This is a genomic window from Nocardia acidivorans NBRC 108247, from assembly GCF_001625085.1.
Taxonomy (GTDB): domain Bacteria; phylum Actinomycetota; class Actinomycetes; order Mycobacteriales; family Mycobacteriaceae; genus Nocardia; species Nocardia acidivorans.
The window spans coordinates 21,657-38,123 of sequence record NZ_BDAW01000092.1 but is presented as its reverse complement, the minus strand read 5'-3'; the positions used below and the strand labels follow the sequence as shown (position 1 = coordinate 38,123).

Annotated in this window: 10 protein-coding genes and 1 pseudogene; 4 read left to right on the top strand and 7 right to left on the bottom strand. The window is 67.6% G+C overall.

What is annotated here, in order from left to right; translation table 11 throughout:
- The 3 genes and pseudogenes from NA10_RS31265 to NA10_RS31255 all read right to left on the bottom strand — a co-directional run.
- A pseudogene (locus NA10_RS31265) lies at positions 1-5,637 on the bottom strand (condensation domain-containing protein); the annotation flags it as partial.
- A gap of 51 nt (positions 5,638-5,688) precedes the next feature.
- Positions 5,689-6,402 carry a DUF6875 domain-containing protein gene (locus NA10_RS31260; protein WP_373862461.1) on the bottom strand — a complete coding sequence of 238 codons (714 nt, stop codon included), beginning with the start codon at positions 6,400-6,402 and terminating at the stop codon, positions 5,689-5,691.
- A gap of 190 nt (positions 6,403-6,592) precedes the next feature.
- Positions 6,593-7,984: a glycine--tRNA ligase gene (locus NA10_RS31255; RefSeq protein WP_067574306.1), complete on the bottom strand. Its 1,392-nt coding sequence runs from the start codon at positions 7,982-7,984 to the stop codon at positions 6,593-6,595.
- A 412-nt stretch (positions 7,985-8,396) separates the two neighbouring features.
- Between NA10_RS31255 and NA10_RS31250 the strand changes: the two genes are divergently transcribed.
- From NA10_RS31250 to NA10_RS31240, 3 genes are all read left to right on the top strand, one after another.
- Positions 8,397-8,792 carry an ArsR/SmtB family transcription factor gene (locus NA10_RS31250; protein WP_084515536.1) on the top strand — a complete coding sequence of 132 codons (396 nt, stop codon included), beginning with the start codon at positions 8,397-8,399 and terminating at the stop codon, positions 8,790-8,792.
- A gap of 1 nt (position 8,793) precedes the next feature.
- The gene (locus NA10_RS31245; RefSeq protein WP_067574297.1) at positions 8,794-9,207 is read left to right on the top strand and encodes a Fur family transcriptional regulator; all 414 of its coding nucleotides are present in this window, start codon (positions 8,794-8,796) and stop codon (positions 9,205-9,207) included.
- A gap of 407 nt (positions 9,208-9,614) precedes the next feature.
- On the top strand, positions 9,615-10,241 hold the full coding sequence (locus tag NA10_RS31240; RefSeq protein ID WP_067574296.1) for a TetR/AcrR family transcriptional regulator: 627 nt from the start codon (positions 9,615-9,617) through the stop codon (positions 10,239-10,241).
- Positions 10,242-10,271: 30 nt separating this feature from the next.
- Here the strand turns inward: NA10_RS31240 and NA10_RS31235 are convergent, their stop codons facing one another.
- From NA10_RS31235 to recO, 4 genes are all read right to left on the bottom strand, one after another.
- The gene (locus tag NA10_RS31235; protein ID WP_067574295.1) at positions 10,272-10,682 is read right to left on the bottom strand and encodes a hypothetical protein; all 411 of its coding nucleotides are present in this window, start codon (positions 10,680-10,682) and stop codon (positions 10,272-10,274) included.
- Entirely contained in the window at positions 10,679-11,482 is an 804-nt protein-coding gene (locus NA10_RS31230) for an isoprenyl transferase (protein WP_174562582.1), read from the bottom strand. The genes NA10_RS31235 and NA10_RS31230 overlap by 4 nt, the downstream gene beginning before the upstream one ends.
- Before the next feature lie 165 nt (positions 11,483-11,647).
- Positions 11,648-13,837, bottom strand: coding sequence for a DUF4132 domain-containing protein (locus tag NA10_RS31225; protein ID WP_157556861.1), 2,190 nt, complete (start codon positions 13,835-13,837; stop codon positions 11,648-11,650).
- A 107-nt stretch (positions 13,838-13,944) separates the two neighbouring features.
- Entirely contained in the window at positions 13,945-14,712 is a 768-nt protein-coding gene (recO, locus tag NA10_RS31220; protein WP_067574293.1) for a DNA repair protein RecO, read from the bottom strand.
- A 329-nt stretch (positions 14,713-15,041) separates the two neighbouring features.
- Between recO and NA10_RS31215 the strand changes: the two genes are divergently transcribed.
- Positions 15,042-16,463, top strand: coding sequence for an amidase (locus tag NA10_RS31215; RefSeq protein WP_067574292.1), 1,422 nt, complete (start codon positions 15,042-15,044; stop codon positions 16,461-16,463).
- The last annotated feature ends 4 nt before the right edge of the window (positions 16,464-16,467 follow it).

Below are 16,467 nucleotides of genomic sequence, written 5' to 3'. Positions count from 1 at the left end.
GGCCAAGCCGGACAGCGCCCGTGCCCACGCCTCGCGCGCGGACCGCGCATCGCGGGCGGCAAGCCATTCGAGGTAGCGGGCGAAGGGAATCGGCGGTGCGAAACCGCCGTCGTCCCCGCGGGTTTCGTAGAGTCCGACGAGTTCGGCGAAGAGCAGCGGCATGGACCAGCCGTCGAGAATCAGATGGTGATTGGTGATGACGAGCCGGAAGCCGCGCTCCCCCACCGCGATACACAGGAAGCGAATCAGCGGCGGTCGCGTCACATCGAAGGGTGTGCGCAATTCCCGCGCCGCGATCTCGTCCAATTCGGTCTCGGTCGCGCCGAACGCCTCCAGATACGCGCACGGCACCTCGACCCGCGCCGAGATCACCTGCACCGCACGCTCCTGCGACTGTACGAAGGCCGCCCGCAGCACCTCGTGCCGCCGCACCAGTGCCCGCGCCGCCGCGGTCAGCCGATCCCATTCGAGGTCGGCCTCCACATCGATCACGGCCTGCACCGAGTAGCCGTCGGTCCCGCCCTCGGCGAACTGCGCCTGGAACAGCAGCCCGCGCTGCAACGGGGTCAGCGGCAATACATCGTCCAGTCGCCCGTAATCCCTTTCCCAGCCGTCGATTTCACCCTGCGTGGTGTCCAGCAGCGTCAGATCACCCGGTGTGATCCCACCGGCCTCCGGTGCGCCGACCGACTCGGCGATCTCCTCGACCGCAGCCACCCATTCCCGAGCCAGTTCGGCCACCTCGGCGCGGTCGATCGCCGCGGGCGCGAACTGCCACACGGCCCGAATCCGCTGTCCGCGCTCGGACTCCAGGGTGACCGCGTCCACCGAAATCACCGACGCCAGCGGCATTTCCGCATCCGCGTGCCCGCCCAGACGAGCCGCCATCCCCACCGGCATCCAGTCCCCCGCGACCTCCAGATCGGGAATCTGGCCCAAATAGTTGAACCCCACCTGCGCCTCGGGCAATACCGCCAGTTCCCCGGCGGTGCCGGGGTTCAGATACCGCAGCAGCCCGTACCCGAACCCGCCCCGGGGTACCGCACGCAGCTGCTGCTTCACCGACTTCAAAGCCGCGAGGGCAGAACCGGGCCGCCCGGACCGCCCGGGCGCAAGGTCGACCGCCTGCGCGGGCATCCACCCCGGAACCGCACCGGACTCGACGTTCGGCTCGATCGACCGCCGCACCCCGAACTCGGCCGCGGCCCCGCCCGGCAGGTCTTCGGCGCATCCGGGCTTCGAAAACACTTCCCGCACAACAGGTCCCAACCGAACCGGCACCTGAGAGGTGAACCAGCCGACCGTTTGCGAGAGATCCGCTCCCGGTACGGCCGCCTCATCGCGCCCGTGCCGCTCCACGGTCACCACGGTCGCCGCGGCGGCCGCGCCGAACCGCCCTCGGCGGCACCGCCACCGGGCGATGGCCAATGTGAGCGCCGCCAGCAGCGCGTCCTCGACGCCACAGCGGTACGTCGCCGCGAGACGACCCACCAGTGCCGCCGACGCGGCCTCGGAGAGGCCGACTTCGAGCCGTCCGGCCGAACCGTGGGTGTCCACCGTCGGATCCAGCCGTCGTCGGCCGATCAGCGGATCCTCCGCCAACACGTCTCGCCAGTAGTCGAATTCGTTCAGGGGCCAGCCGGTCGCATCGCCCGTCGCGAGATCCCGCAGCGCGTGCGCCCAGGTCCGCACGGAGGTGCCCGAAGCCGGTAAGGCCGGTGCGGCACCGGCGGAGGCCTGGGACCACGCGGACATGAGGTCCGGCAACAGAATTCGCCAGGACACCGCATCGCAGGCCAGGTGGTGCACGACGATCAGGAGTCGGCCGGGTCTGGATGGACCGGCGTCGAGCCAGGTCAGCGCGATCATGATGCCCGCGCGCGGATTCAGTCGCGTCACCGCGGACGCGAACTCCAGGTCCGTTACCGCGGACGCGAACTCCGGGCCCGTCGCCGCATCGACGCTTCCGTCGGCGCTCTCGGTGACCGTTCCCCCCTCGGACGAGTTCGCCGCAGCGCGAGAGACTCTCGCGATCAGCGCCGCCGCGTCCACCAGATGCGGCGGTTGCGCCTCCAGCACGGTGCCGGAGGGCGTGTCGACGACGCGTGCCCTCAGCATGTCGTGCCGGTCCAGCAGCGCTTGGACGGTGCGGTTCAGCGCCTCCGGTTCGATGCCCAGCGGGAGTTGAACGACCATCGACTGGGCGAAATGCTCCCAGCCCGGGCGCGCGAGCAGCCAGGCGGCGACCGGGGTCAGGGGCAGGCGGCCCAGACCGCCGCCGGGCAGTTCGGGCAGTTGCGCGCGATCGTCTTCGGCGCGGCCGACCACGGCGGCCAGCGCGGCGGGGGTGCGATATTCGAAAACCTCACGGGCGGAGAAGATCAGACCCGCGGCGCGGGCGCGCGAGACCAGGCTGATCGCCATGATCGAATCGCCGCCCAGTGCGAAGAACGACGTCTGCGGCCCCACCTCGGCGGTACCGAGGATCTCGGCGAACAGCGTGCACAGGATGCGCTCGGTCTCGCTCTCCGGGGCCGCCTGCCGAACAGGCTGCACGACAACGGGTTCGGGCAGGGCACGCCGATCCACCTTGCCATTCGCGGTGAGCGGCAGCGCACCCAGCACGGTCACCGTGGCCGGGACCATATAGGGCGGCAGACGGCGAGACGCATGATCCAGCAGCTCCGCCTCGGTGACGGTCACCCCCGCGTGCGGCACCACGTACGCCGCCAGCATGGTCCCGCCATTCGGTGTGGGCCGCGCCACCGTCACCGCGATCTCCACGGCCGCATGCGTATTCAGCGCCGCATCGATCTCACCCAGCTCGATCCGCATCCCGCGCAACTTGACCTGGAAGTCACCGCGACCGACGTACTCCAGAACGACACCGGAATTCGCCTCTGCCGCAGCGAATTCCGGTCGTCCATCGGGCAAGCGGTTCGCGACCGCGTCACCCCGGCTCGGCGCGTCGGCTCCGCCCGCCACCGCGTGACCCCGGGTGGCCGCGTCCCGATCATCGCGCGCGGCGGTACCGCCGCCACGCGTTGTCGTGGTCCAGCGCACCAGGTCACCGGTGCGGTACATGCGTTCACCACCGGGGGCCGCGACGAAACGCTCCGCGGTCAGGCCGGGTCTGCCCACATAGCCGCGGGCGACGCCGGGGCCGGTCACGTACAGCTCACCCGCGACGCCCAGCGGGACCGGGCGCAGCCAGCGATCCAGGACCAGCATGCCCGCGCCGGGGATGGGGTCGCCGATGCCCGCGTTCGCGCCGGGGATCAGGCCCTTGGTGTAGGTGACCGCCACGGTGGCTTCGCTGGGGCCGTAGGAATTGAGCAGGTCGCGGCCGATTCCGAAGCGCGCCACGATATCCGGCGGGGTCGGCTCGCCGCCCGAGGACACCGCGCGCACCCCTTCCAGGGCGTCCGGCTCCAGCGTGGACAGCACCGCCGGGGTGGAGCACACCTGGGTGATGCCGTAGTCGCGGATCAGGGTGGCCAGTTCGGCCCCGAGCACCGGATCCGCCTCGGCCACGATCAGTATCGTCCCCGAGGCGAAGGCCATCAGCCACTCGAGCACGGAGGCGTCGAAACTCGGATTCAGGCATTGCAGCACGCGCGCGCCGGGGGTGACGCGATACGAATCCACCACCGCCGCGGCCAAGCCCGCGAGGCCGGTGTGGGTGACCGCGACGCCCTTCGGGGTGCCGGTGGAGCCGGAGGTGAACACCACGTACGCCGGATTGGCCAGCTGCGGTCGACCGCGCAGCTCATGGGCCGCCAGCGGCGCGGCGGACTCGGGCCAGGTATCCCCGTCGGCGAGCATGTCGTCCAGGGCAATCCATCGCACCGTATCGGGCAGGTCGGCCGCGCCGGTGCGGGTCACTCCGAGGTCCGCGCCGCATTCGGCGGCAATCCGCGCCACGCGATCGGCGGGCATACCGGTCCCGAGGGGTACGAAGGCCGCACCGGTCTTGGCAACCGCCCACAGTGCGACCATGGCCTCGACCGAGCGCGGAAGTGCCATCAGCACGGTCGATTCCGGGCCGAGGGTGGGCACCGAACCGGGAGCACCCGCTGTGGATGCGCGTAACAGCTTGCGCGCCAATCGATTCGAGAGGTCGTCCAGCTCGCCGTAGGTGAGGTGCCGATAGCGGCCGACCACCGCCAGACCCTCACGCCCGGCCGCGCGCAGTCCCTCGGCCAAAATCTCAGTCAGCAATCGTGATTCGGGGGCGGGGATGCCGTGCGCACCGCCGAGCAGCGGCTTCTCATCCGGCGTGCAGTACGCCAGCTCCGTCAGCGGCGTATCGGTCTGCGCGTCCAACAGTGATTCCAGCAGGGTCAGGAACCGTCGATGCTGTCGTGCCAGCGAATCCTCGTCGTACAGGCGGGGATTCGCCGAGAAGTCGACATGGATCGACGCGCCCGCCCCGTGCTGGTAGAAGTTGACGAACAAATCCTCGATCGGCCCGGAAGTCAGCACGTGCAGGCTCGACTCCACGCCGTCGAAGTCGATTCCCGCCGGAAACAGCATGATATTGACGACCGGTCCGACGAACCCGCGGCCGAACTCGGGCCGCGCCGTGATCGCGGGCCCCGTCCGTCCCTCGGATGCGCCCGGCGCGTCCACACCGCCATCCGGCTGCGCGGCGGCGGTCTGACCACCCCAGTGCATGTCCTCGGCGCGAAAACGCTGATGCCGCAGTGCCCCCGAGGCCGCGACGCGCACCGCGTCCAGCACCTCGCCGACCCGTCCCTCGCGCGGCACCCGCACCCGCAGCGGCACCACATTCGCGATCATCCCGCCCGAGCGCCGCAGCACCGCCGTGGTGCGCCCGGATACCGGGAGGCTCAGCACCACATCCTCACTGGCGGTCAACCGTGCGTAGTACAGCGCCAGCGCCGCCATCACCACCGTGGCCGAACTCGTGTCGAAGCGGTGCGCCGCGCTCTCCAGGCGTGCGGCGGTACCCTCGTCGAGTTGGGCGCGGGCCTCGCGTCCCAGGGCGCAGGCGGGGGCCGTGGCCGAGACCAGACTGCACCGCTCCGGCATGCCCGCGGTCACCTCGCGCCAATACCGCTCATCGGTGCCGTATCGGCTCGAATCCCGGTATGCCAGTTCGGCTTCGTGCACTTGGAGCAGGGAGGCGGCGTTGCCCTCCGGTGCGGGTGTACCGCGCACGCCGGCGTTGTACAGCTCCGCCACCCGATACAGCATGGTCACCGAGCCGAAGCCGTCGATCAGAATATGGTGCGCGCGGGTGTACCAGAGATGATGGTCGTCGCCCACCCGAATCACCGTGGTGACACCGGCACGCTCCCCCAGCAGATCGATCGGCGCGGCCACATCGGCCCGCATCCAATCCAGCGCCGCCGCAATGGGTTCCGGTCGATCACGCAAGTCCAAGAAGCCCACCGCGGGCTCGATATTGGGATCGACCACTTGATACGGCCGACCCTCGATCTCCACCAATCGCAGTACCCCGGAACCGAATTCGCGGGCCGCGAGTATCGCCGCGTTACGCAGCGCCGTCAGATCCAGCCGGCCGCGCATCTCGATGTACTGCGCTTCCGACAGCGGCACACTCGGATCCAGTTGCTGCGCATACCACATGCCGAGCTGGGCCGGGGAGAGCGGGAAGACTGTGGCGGTCTGTTCCGCCGCGAGTTCGCGCGTCATAACGCCTCATCGGGTACTGGTCGAGCACGATTCGTCTTCCCGCTGTTCCTCATACGCCGGAACCCAGGAGTCGGGGCGTGCCGTCAGGCGCCCCACCATGACCGCCCGCACATGCGCGGGCAGCCCGGGTGCGAACTTGCGCACATACGCGTTCATCCATTCCGGCTTATCCAGCAGGAAAGGGAAATCGGTTGTCATCATCGAGCGCACCACGAGCATGGGCATCGGCGCGTCCAATGGCCGGAACTCTTTGTTCCACAATCCCGGTTGATCGCATCCCGGATAGAATTGCCCGAGCATCGCACCGCGTTCCACGAATTTGGTCTTGAATTCGGCGTGAATCTCGTCGATCAATGAATAGTCGGCCAAATTCTGGAAGACCGTGATCAATCCGCGCAACACCGATGTCGAACTCCCATTGCCCGTGGGCAATTCGGAATAGACCTCGAGTGCGTCCTCGATGATGGCCCGCACCCACAGGGGTCGCGGCTCCGCGGCCGGCACCTGGGCCAGCCACAACAGATCTCGTCGCATGGAGGGCCGTACGTATGGACATACGGGTCCGTCGCGCCCCAGTTCGTCACTGGGTCGGGTCAGAAAGGAATCTGCCCATGATCGAAACGCCGCGACCGTGGAACGCGCGGCGGGACAAGTCGATCCGGCGTCTCCCAATGAGACCCATTGCAGCCCCGAGCGGGGCCCGATAACACGCTCGCTCATGACTCACCTCGGCAGATCGAGCTTCAGCGGCAGGCGCCGTTGCCCTATACCTATAAATAGTGCGCCGGTCATGGGTCGTTAACACGAGTAGCCGGATACCCATTTAGCAATCGGTGCCCCGAATTCCTGGGGCAACCGAATAAAGAAAAGACCGGTCAGGCATTGACCGGTCTTCCTCGCGGAGCTGGAATCAGGCGCCGATGAGGCGCGCGGCCAGGTAGCCCTCTACTTGATCAAGCGCAATGCGCTCCTGCGCCATGGTGTCTCGCTCGCGCACGGTGACCGCGTGATCCTCGAGGGTATCGAAGTCGACCGTGATGCAGAACGGGGTGCCGATCTCGTCCTGACGGCGGTAACGGCGGCCGATGGCGCCCGCGTCGTCGAACTCGACATTCCAGTTCCGGCGCAGTTGCGCGGCCAGATCCTTGGCCTTGGGCGAGAGATCGGCATTGCGCGAGAGCGGCAGCACCGCGGCCTTCACCGGAGCCAGGCGACGATCCAGGCGCAGTGTGGTGCGATCCTCGAGCCCGCCCTTGGCCGTCGGCACCTGCTCCACGTGGTATGCGTCGACCAGGAAGGCCATGAGTGAACGGGTCAGACCGGCCGCGGGCTCGATCACGAACGGGGTGTAGCGCTCCCCCGAGGTCTGATCGAAGTAGCTCAGATCCACACCCGAATGCTCGGAGTGGGTCTTGAGGTCGAAGTCGGTGCGGTTGGCGACGCCCTCGAGCTCGCCCCACTCACTGCCCTGGAAACGGAAGCGGTACTCGATATCCACCGTGCGGGTGGAGTAGTGCGAGAGTTTCTCCTTCGGGTGCTCGTACAGCCGCAGGTTCTCCGGATCGATGCCCAGATCGGTGTACCAGGCCATACGGGTGTCGATCCAGTACTGATGCCACTGCTCGTCCTCACCCGGCTTGACGAAGAACTCCATCTCCATCTGCTCGAACTCACGGGTGCGGAAGATGAAGTTGCCGGGCGAGATCTCGTTGCGGAAACTCTTGCCCATCTGGGCGATACCGAACGGCGGCTTCTTGCGCGCGGTGGTCTCGACGTTCTTGTAGTTCACGAAGATGCCCTGCGCGGTCTCCGGGCGCAGGTAGTGCATGCCCTCTTCGGATTCCACCGGGCCCAGGTAGGTCTTGAGCATCATGTTGAAGTCGCGCGGTTCGGTCCACTTGCCGACGGTGCCGCAGTCGGGGCACACGATGAGCTCCATGGACACACTGTCCGGGTCCTGGACCTTGTGCTTCTCGGCGTACGCCTCCTGCAGGTGGTCCTGCCGGTGCCGCTTATGGCAGTTCAGGCATTCCACCAGCGGATCGTTGAAGACCGCCACGTGACCCGAGGCCACCCACACCTGACGGGGCAGAATGATCGACGAATCGAGGCCGACCACATCCTCGCGACTGGTGACCATCGAACGCCACCACTGGCGCTTGATGTTCTCCTTCAGCTCGACTCCGAGCGGACCGTAATCCCACGCCGATTTGGTGCCGCCGTAAATCTCACCGCTCGGGTACACCAGACCCCGACGCTTGGCGAGGTTGGCGACGGTGTCCACCTTCGACTTGGGTGCCACTGAGGAAATCTCCATCCGGTCCGGAAAACTACAAGGGACGTGCTCAAGCCTATCGGTACCGGGCCAACCGATTTTCGCCGGGAGCGGGCAGCGCGCGGAGGGCTCATGATCAGTCGATCCAGGTGACGATTCCGGCGGTGCCGACGCTGCCCAACGGGTATCTGCGCGTGAATCCGGACCATCCGTTCCGCGGTACGCCCGCGAATCAGTGGTGGGAGGGCGCGGACGCCCCACATACGGCACCCAGGTCCGCCCCACCGAACAATACTTCGGCCCCACCATCCCCTCCCCACCGAAAACAACTGCTTACCGGGCAGACACATCCTTCATATGCCACTTCCAGAGTGTCGGGTTTGACATGCATATGCTTGCATATAAGAATGGCATCGGTTTCCAATAAGGAGTTGGTTCGATGACCACGGACAGTGGTGCCCCCCTGCGGCGCGCACGCGTCGCGACCGAGGCTCCGACCGCGATACCGCACGACCCGTATCCCTATCGGTCGCCGCTACCACCCGCGGTACCGTCACGCACCATTCTGGATTCGGCCGGTGAGCTGCTGCGCGCCCTGGCCGCGCCGGTGCGCATCGCCATTGTGCTGCAACTACGCGAATCGCCGCGCTGCGTCCACGAACTGGTCGATACTCTCGGCGTGACCCAGCCGCTGATCAGCCAGCACCTGCGAATCCTCAAATCGGCCGGCGTGGTGCGCGGTGAACGCACCGGGCGCGAGGTCATCTACGAACTCGTCGACGAGCACCTGGCACATATCGTGATCGACGCCGTCGCGCACGCCGAGGAGGGGTGAAATGGGAACGACCGAGAAGACGGTGGGCGTCCGCAGCACCCGCCAGCGCAGCGCCATCGCGGCCTTGCTCACCGATATCGACGAATTCCGCTCCGCCCAGGAGCTGCACGACGAACTCCGTAAACGCGGTGAGGGCATCGGCCTGACCACGGTGTACCGCACCCTGCAATCGCTCGCCGAAGCCGGACTGGTGGATGTATTGCGCACCGACTCGGGCGAATCGGTGTACCGGCAGTGCTCCACCGGACATCACCACCACCTGGTGTGCCGCCACTGCGGGTGCACCGTGGAGGTGGAGGGTCCGACGGTCGAAGCCTGGGCCGATTCCATTGCGGCGGAACACGGTTTCACCGATATCAGCCACACCATGGAGATCTTCGGCAGCTGCAGCGGCTGCGCCACCGCCAAGAGCTGAACCCGGCCGCATATACCTCAATGCGCCCCTTGCGGTGAGACCGTAAAGGGCGCATTGCCTTCGATCAGCTATCCAGCCGCAGGCACCGGTTCGGCCAGAGTGGCGAGAACAGAAGCTCGTGAGCTGGCGATCCCGATCCGCCTGCCGAGCGGCGGATTCGTCTGCGACAGTGCGGATATCGAAGGCGTCGGCATCGTATGCGGCCGGCCGCTGCGAGACGGCCCCCGCCGGCGGACCCGTGACCGCGGTGGGCAGATCCCGCGGTTTGATATTGGTCGCCGGCCACGCGAAGGCGATGGGCATGACGGCTTGCAGTAGGGCGGCGGCGAGGCCGAGCGCGACCGGGACAACCCGGACATCGAGCTGTCACCTTGTCAAGAACGGATATTCGTTTTACTTTGGGTCTCATGCCCAGAGTCAGCGAGGAACACCTGGAACGCCGCAGGCAGCAGATCCTCGACGCCGCGCAAACGTGCTTCGCCCGCAAGGGTCTGCACACCACCACCATGCAGGACGTCTTCGCCGAATCCGGCCTCTCCGCGGGTGCGGTCTACCGCTACTTCAAGTCCAAGGATGACATTATCGCGGCCCTCACCACCGAGGCCACCGTCGATCTGCGCGCCGCCCTCAGCGAGGCGGTCTACAGCGATCCGCTGCCCACTCCCCCGGAGCTGGTGCGCGCCATCACCGAAACCGTGGTGCGACTCTCCGGTCCGGGCGGCCCGGTCCGACTCATTCCGCAGGCGTGGGCGCTCGCGCTCACCGACCCCAATATCGCGGACTACGTGCGCACCAGTATCGGTGGCATCCGCCGACTCTGGGTCGACTACGCCGAGCGCATGCGCGATATCGGCTGGCTCCCACCGGATGCCGATACCGAGGCGGTGGCCAAGGCGTTCATCGGCCTGCTCCCCGGCTTCATTCTGCAATTCCTCATCCTGGGCGATACCGATCCCGAATCCTTCACGCGCGGAGTCGAACAGCTGCTGCCCGCCTACCGCGGACTGCCGCTGGCCGAACCCTCGCCCAACTGAACAGGTTTCACCCCGCCGGGGGTGAAACCCTCAGGGCAGCACCAGACCCTGGCGCGCGCGACCGGCACCCGAGAGCACCAGCAGCAGCATGGTCGCGAGTGGTTCGTCCTCGAGCCCGGCGGCCGGGAAGGTGTAGCGGAGGATGATGTCGGCCAGCTTGTCATGGCCGACGATCGTGATGGAGCCGAACTGCAGCGCCGCATTGCGTTCGGCAACCCGCTTGTGCAGCTGCGGTTTCAGCGGGCGATCCCAGGCCAGAACGCAGGTCAGGGTCAGCACGTCCAGACCGGGCGAGAGATTCACCCCGCGCAGCGAGCAGAGCGAACCGTCGAACTCGAAGCCGAGTCCGCCGTCCTCCACCCGCACCGCCACGTCATAGCGGGCCAGTGCCGCACCGGCGCGGGCCTGCAACGCCTCCGCGGTGGAGAGTTCGTCGCTCACTTCGCCCCACCGAAGCGCCGGTCCCGCTTGGCGTACTCCAGGCAGGCATCCCACAGATTGCGGCGATCGAAATCCGGGAAAAGCGTTTCCTGGAACACGAATTCGGCATACGCGGACTGCCACATGAGGAAGTTCGAGGTGCGGAACTCACCCGACGGGCGCAGGAACAGGTCCACGTCCGGCATATCCGGCTCATCCAGGAAGCGGGCTACGGTGTCCTCGTTCACCTTCTCCGGATCGATCTCCCCGGACTTCACCCGGCGCGCGATTTCCCTTGCGGCATCGGCGATCTCGGCCCGACCACCGTAGTTGACGCACATGGTCAGCGTCATAACGTCATTGTCCCGGGTGAGCTCCTCCGCGATCTCCAACTCCTTGATCACGCTGCGCCACAGGCGCGGTCGCCGCCCCGCCCAGCGCACCCGCACACCCATCTCGTGCATCTCGTCGCGACGGCGGCGGATCACATCGCGGTTGAAGCCCATCAGGAACTTCACCTCATCGGGACTGCGCCGCCAGTTCTCGGTGGAGAAGGCGTACGCCGACAGCCACTTCACCCCGAGCTCGATACAACCCTCGACGGTGTCCATGAGCACCGCCTCACCGCGCTCATGCCCGGCGGTGCGCGGCAGTCCGCGCTCCTGCGCCCACCGGCCATTGCCATCCATCACCAGGGCCACATGCCTGGGCACGAACTCCATGGGAATGGCGGGCGGGGTCGCCCCCGAGGGGTGCGGCGAGGGCGGACGCACCGTGCGCTGGGCCGCGGAAGGCTTGCGAGTACCGATCACGCCCACCATCCTGCCCGACGCCTCGGACTACGCGAGCATGCCCACGGCTTTCACACCCACTCCCCACAATTCCGGCATATCTTTCCCCCTCCCAGGAGCCCGCGCGCCACCGCTCCGCAAACATGCGCCGGCTCGGACCCGCCGGTACCCGGGGCAGCGATCGCACGCGTCCGGCTAACGCAGCGTCTCCAGTTCCCGGAGCAGTTCGGAGACGACGATCGGTGGCAGATCGGCAAGGGCGAGCCCCTCCGGTAGCACCACATCGCGCAGGGTCTGCTCGGCGACACCCAGCGGATTGCGGCCGTCGATACCGGGCGAGATGTACAACCGCACCTCGTGCCGGGCCGCCAGGGTGCGGGTGAAACGGACCACCGAACCTTCGGCCCCATATCCTGTGGCCCAGCCGAAACGATTGAGCCCCAGCACTGTTCCGGTGGAAACCACCGCGTCCCGATACTTCCCCAGTCCCGCCGCCACCTCCGGGGCGCCGGGCGCGAAACTCGGCCGATCCAGCTGCGCGAACGGCTGCGCTATCCCGTAGCCCGCGAAGACCCCGGCCCAGGCGGCCAGCGCTCCGCCCAGGTGCAACGGGTGAGCGATGCCGACCTGGATCTCATCGGGCAGTTCCAGCAGGTCATCGGCTGGATCGGCCAGGGTGCCGTCCATATCGATCCGGAAGGTTCCGGTCACGGCGCCGGTGGTATCGAAGCTCGCCCACACCAGCCGCCGGGCGAGTTGGCGCAGCAGCGGATGTTCGATGAACAGCCGCCGCTGACCCGCGACCGTCCAGCGGCGCTGCGCGATCATCGCGGCCTCCAACCGCGTCGATTGATCGGCGATCGCGGCCTGCAACGCCTTCTTGAACAAGCCGTATTCCGTATAGGCGCTCAGCGCACTCGGATCGTCGCCCTTGCCCGGTTTGGGCAGAGTAGCCCTTATCTCGCCACTCTCTTCGCGCACAACGGGTTTCAGCTGCTCGTCGAGACCGATGCGGAAACGCCTGGAACCGTAGTCCACGGTGCGCGTGCCCTGCGCGGAGAGACCGAGATCCGGCACCGCGCGATCGGCGAACTCCACCGGCGTGATCCCCAGCTCTCGCGCGAGCTCCCGAATGATCTCATCGGCCCGCCGCCGCACCGCGGGCCAACCGGTATTGTCCCGGGCCAGCTGAATATGCATGTGCGCGATGCGAGTTCCGATCAGCACCAGCATATCCAGCGCCTCCAGCGACCTGTTTACCGCTCGATCGCGCTCCGCGATCACCCGCAGCCGCGCCGCCGTTTCGTCATTGCCTGCCAGTCCCAGTGCCCGCATCGGCCACATATTCCGTTTGGCCGGGTACTTGGCGGACTGCCATGTCCGGTAGACCGCCCAGACGAATTCGCCCAGCGACACCGGATCCAGCTCCCGCACCACGACCGGCACCCCGGCATAGTCCGCATCCGGCGCGCACATCATGAACATGCTGATCAAATGCTCGACCGCGGTCTCCGGCAGCACCTGTGCGCTGTCCCGCAGGCGGATCCGCGGCAGCAGACTCACGTCCAGCCAGGCCGGAGCCTTGGGAATACGAGTAGGCAAGCGCGACAACCGATCACGGTCGAGCAGGGCATCGATCGCGGCCGCGGCCGCGGCCCCGTAGCTCGCTGCGGCCGCGCGAACAAGCTCCCGCCGGCCCACGCCATCGAATCGCCACAGCAGCGACTCGGCCAGCCGCCGGGCCTTGACGCCCTTTCCGAGCGCCGCGGGGATCAGATCGGGCAGGGCCGCCTCGGTGTGGCGCGCGAACCATTCACCGGCGGCCGCCGCCAACTCCTCATCCCGTTCGAGCCAGCCGACCATCCGCTCGGTGATGTCGGACCCGACCATCGGCATGAACAGGGTTGCTCCGTACCAGTCCTGAGATATCGCCGAATCCAGCACGAACCCCAGCGCCTCGGCGCCGAACCGCCCCAGCAGTTTCCGATGTGGAGCATTCCGCTCATCCTGCGGCAGAGCTTCGTTCGCCGAATAGCCGATATGCAAACCGAACCTGTCCCGCATCGCGACCTTGTCCAGGAGCGGCAGCGCGGACCGGGCGATTCCGTCCGGCGCTCCGGAAATCAGCGCGATCAGCGGGAAGTCCGGATCCACCGCCGCCCTGTCGATCTCACCCTGCCAATCGACCACCCCGGCCAAGTCCTCCAGCCGAATTTCGGCCCATTCCTGCCGCTCCCCCGGCAGCCATTGCAGCGCCACCGGCCGCCGCACCGCCGCCACTTCGACCACCGTGGGCCGCGTGCGCTTGCGCGCCAGCCACGGCGGGGAGATCAACAGCTCCGGCACATCATGTTCGCCGCTAGCGCTCGATACCGAAAAACTCACTACCGCACCTGATTTCGCTTATTCGTACCTGCTCCGCGAAATGTAGCGGAATCACCGACATTCGATCCCGCACCTGCCGACCGAGGGTTTGTCGCAGCTCCGGGGGATCAACCCACCGCGGCGGATTCGACGGAATCGTGCGGGCGGGTGCGTTCGATGAGGGGGAGTGTGCGGAGTTGGCGTTCGAGGTGCCATTGCAGGTGCGCCGCGACCAAGCCGCTGGCTTGGCGGCGCATATTGTCGGGGACGGCGTTGACGCCGGACCAATCGCCGCGATGCAGGGCGCTCAGGTGGTCCAGGACGCCGGCCATCGGGGTGGCCGCGCCCGGGGGACGGCAGTGGACACACACGGCACCGCCCGCGGCCACGTGGAAGGCGCGGTGCGGGCCGGGGGTGGCGCAGCGGGCGCAATCGTCGAGGGCCGGGGCCCAACCGGCGAAACCCATGGCGCGCAACAGGAACGCGTCGAGGATCAGTTCGTGGGGACGCTGCCCCATGGCGATGGCGCGCAGCGCTCCGGCGGTGAGGGTGTGCAGACGCGGGGCCGGGGCGCGCTCTTCACCGGCGAGCCGCTCGGCGGTCTCCAGCACCGCGCAGGCGGTGGTGTAGCGGCCGTAATCGGCGACGATATCCGAGGCGAACGATTCGACGGTGTGCACCTGGGTGACCACATCGAGACTGCGGCCGGGATGCAACTGCACGTCCACGTAGGCGAACGGCTCCAGGCGCGCACCGAATTTGGAGCGGGTGCGGCGCACGCCCTTGGCGACCGCGCGCACCAATCCGTGCTTGTAGGTCAGCAGCGTGACAATGCGGTCGGCCTCGCCCAGCTTGTGCTGGCGCACCACCACGGCATTGTCTCTGTACAACTGCACCGCAACAGTCTCGCATGCGGGACCGACGGTGCGATGACGTGTCGCCGCGCGTGCCCGCGGAAGTTTGGTACGGGCGCGAATGCCGGGAACTCCCGGTGCCCGGCATCCGATCGCCCGTCTGTGCAGCACCGGGATTGCAGCAGCGTCCAGGATATCGTCGGCACCGGGCCGTGCCGGGATCGACGGCACGAGGACTCGTCGCCGTATCGGAGTTCCGCCACCGGCGCGAATCCCAGAGAACTCCCGTGTTCCCAAATATTCAGAATCGTTGGACGTGTGACCAGAATCGCGCTAGGTTTTCACGTGCGACAGGGAGACGGGACTCACGGATGACGACGGCGTCGGTACACGAACTCGGGTTGGCGGAGCTGGCGGCGGCGCTCGGACGGGGCGAGATCAGCTCGGTCGCGGCGACCTCCGCCGTGCTGGATGCGATCGACGCCAGCCAGTCCACGCTGAACGCGTTTCGGATCGTGCGGCGGGAGGCGGCGCTGGCCGAAGCCGCCGAGGCCGACCGCCAACTCGCCGCCGGTGCGCGCGAACCACTGCTCGGGGTGCCGATCGCCATCAAGGACGACACCGATATCGCCGGTAGCCCAACGGCTTTCGGATGCGGTGGGGATTTCCCGGCCAAGACCGAGGATGCCGAAGCGGTGCGGCGACTGCGCGCCGCGGGTGCGGTGATCGTCGGCAAGACCAATACCTGTGAGCTGGGCCAACTTCCGTTCACCAGCGGAGACGCATTCGGGTACACCAGGAATCCGTGGAGTGCCGAGCACACGCCCGGTGGTTCCTCGGGTGGATCGGCGGCGGCGGTCGCGGCCGGATTGATCCCCGCCGCACTGGGTTCCGACGGTGCGGGGTCCGTGCGCATCCCCTCGGCGTGGAACAACCTCGTCGGGATCAAACCGCAGCGCGGGCGCATCTCGACCTGGCCGCTGCCGGAAGCGTTCTACGGGCTCACCGTGAACGGTCCGATCGCGCGCACGGTCGCCGATGCCGCCCTGCTGCTGGATGTGGCGTCCGGTCCGCATGCGGGAGATCTGCACACGCCGCGCCCCATCCGCGCCTCCGATGCGGTCGGTCGCGATCCCGGACGACTGCGTATCGCGCTCTCCCTGCGAACTCCGTTCACCGGCATCCGGACTCGGCTCGATCGCGAGGTGGAGGCGCGCGTACACGCCACCGCCACCACGCTGCGCCGCCTCGGCCATGCGGTCACCATTGCCGATCTGCACTACGGCGTGCTGATCGGCACGACCTTCCTGCCGCGCTCCATGGTCGGCATCCGCGAGGCATTGGACCGCCTCCCCGATGCGAAGGTCGATCCGCGCACCCGGAGCAACGCGCTCACCGGACGCATCCTGGGCCCCGCGCTCTTCGCCGCACGGCAGGCGGAACCGTTGCTGCGCATGCGAATCGGGCGCTTGTTCGAGAATTACGATCTGGTGCTGGCCCCCACCACCGCCACTCCCCCGCCGGGCGTGCACGAGATCGACGCGATCGGTTCCTGGGCCACCGATCAGCTGATCACCACGGCCTGCCCGTACACCTGGCCGTGGAATGTGCTCGGCTGGCCCGCGGTGAACGTCCCCGCCGGTTTCACCGCCGCCGGACTGCCCGTCGGCGCACAACTCATGGGCCCGGCCAACGCCGAACCGCTGTTGATCTCCGTCGCAGCACAATTGGAGTCCGAACTCCAGTGGCACAGGGAACGGCCTACCCCCTGGTGGGGGCAGGCCGCGGCGTGAACGA

Coding starts and splice junctions, on each gene's coding strand:
- NA10_RS31260 (WP_373862461.1), bottom strand. CDS start 6,402: ATGAGCGAGCGTGTTATCGGGCCCCGCTCGGGGCTGCAATGGGTCTCA.
- NA10_RS31250 (WP_084515536.1), top strand. CDS start 8,397: ATGACCACGGACAGTGGTGCCCCCCTGCGGCGCGCACGCGTCGCGACC.
- NA10_RS31245 (WP_067574297.1), top strand. CDS start 8,794: ATGGGAACGACCGAGAAGACGGTGGGCGTCCGCAGCACCCGCCAGCGC.
- NA10_RS31240 (WP_067574296.1), top strand. CDS start 9,615: ATGCCCAGAGTCAGCGAGGAACACCTGGAACGCCGCAGGCAGCAGATC.
- NA10_RS31230 (WP_174562582.1), bottom strand. CDS start 11,482: ATGGTGGGCGTGATCGGTACTCGCAAGCCTTCCGCGGCCCAGCGCACG.
- NA10_RS31215 (WP_067574292.1), top strand. CDS start 15,042: ATGACGACGGCGTCGGTACACGAACTCGGGTTGGCGGAGCTGGCGGCG.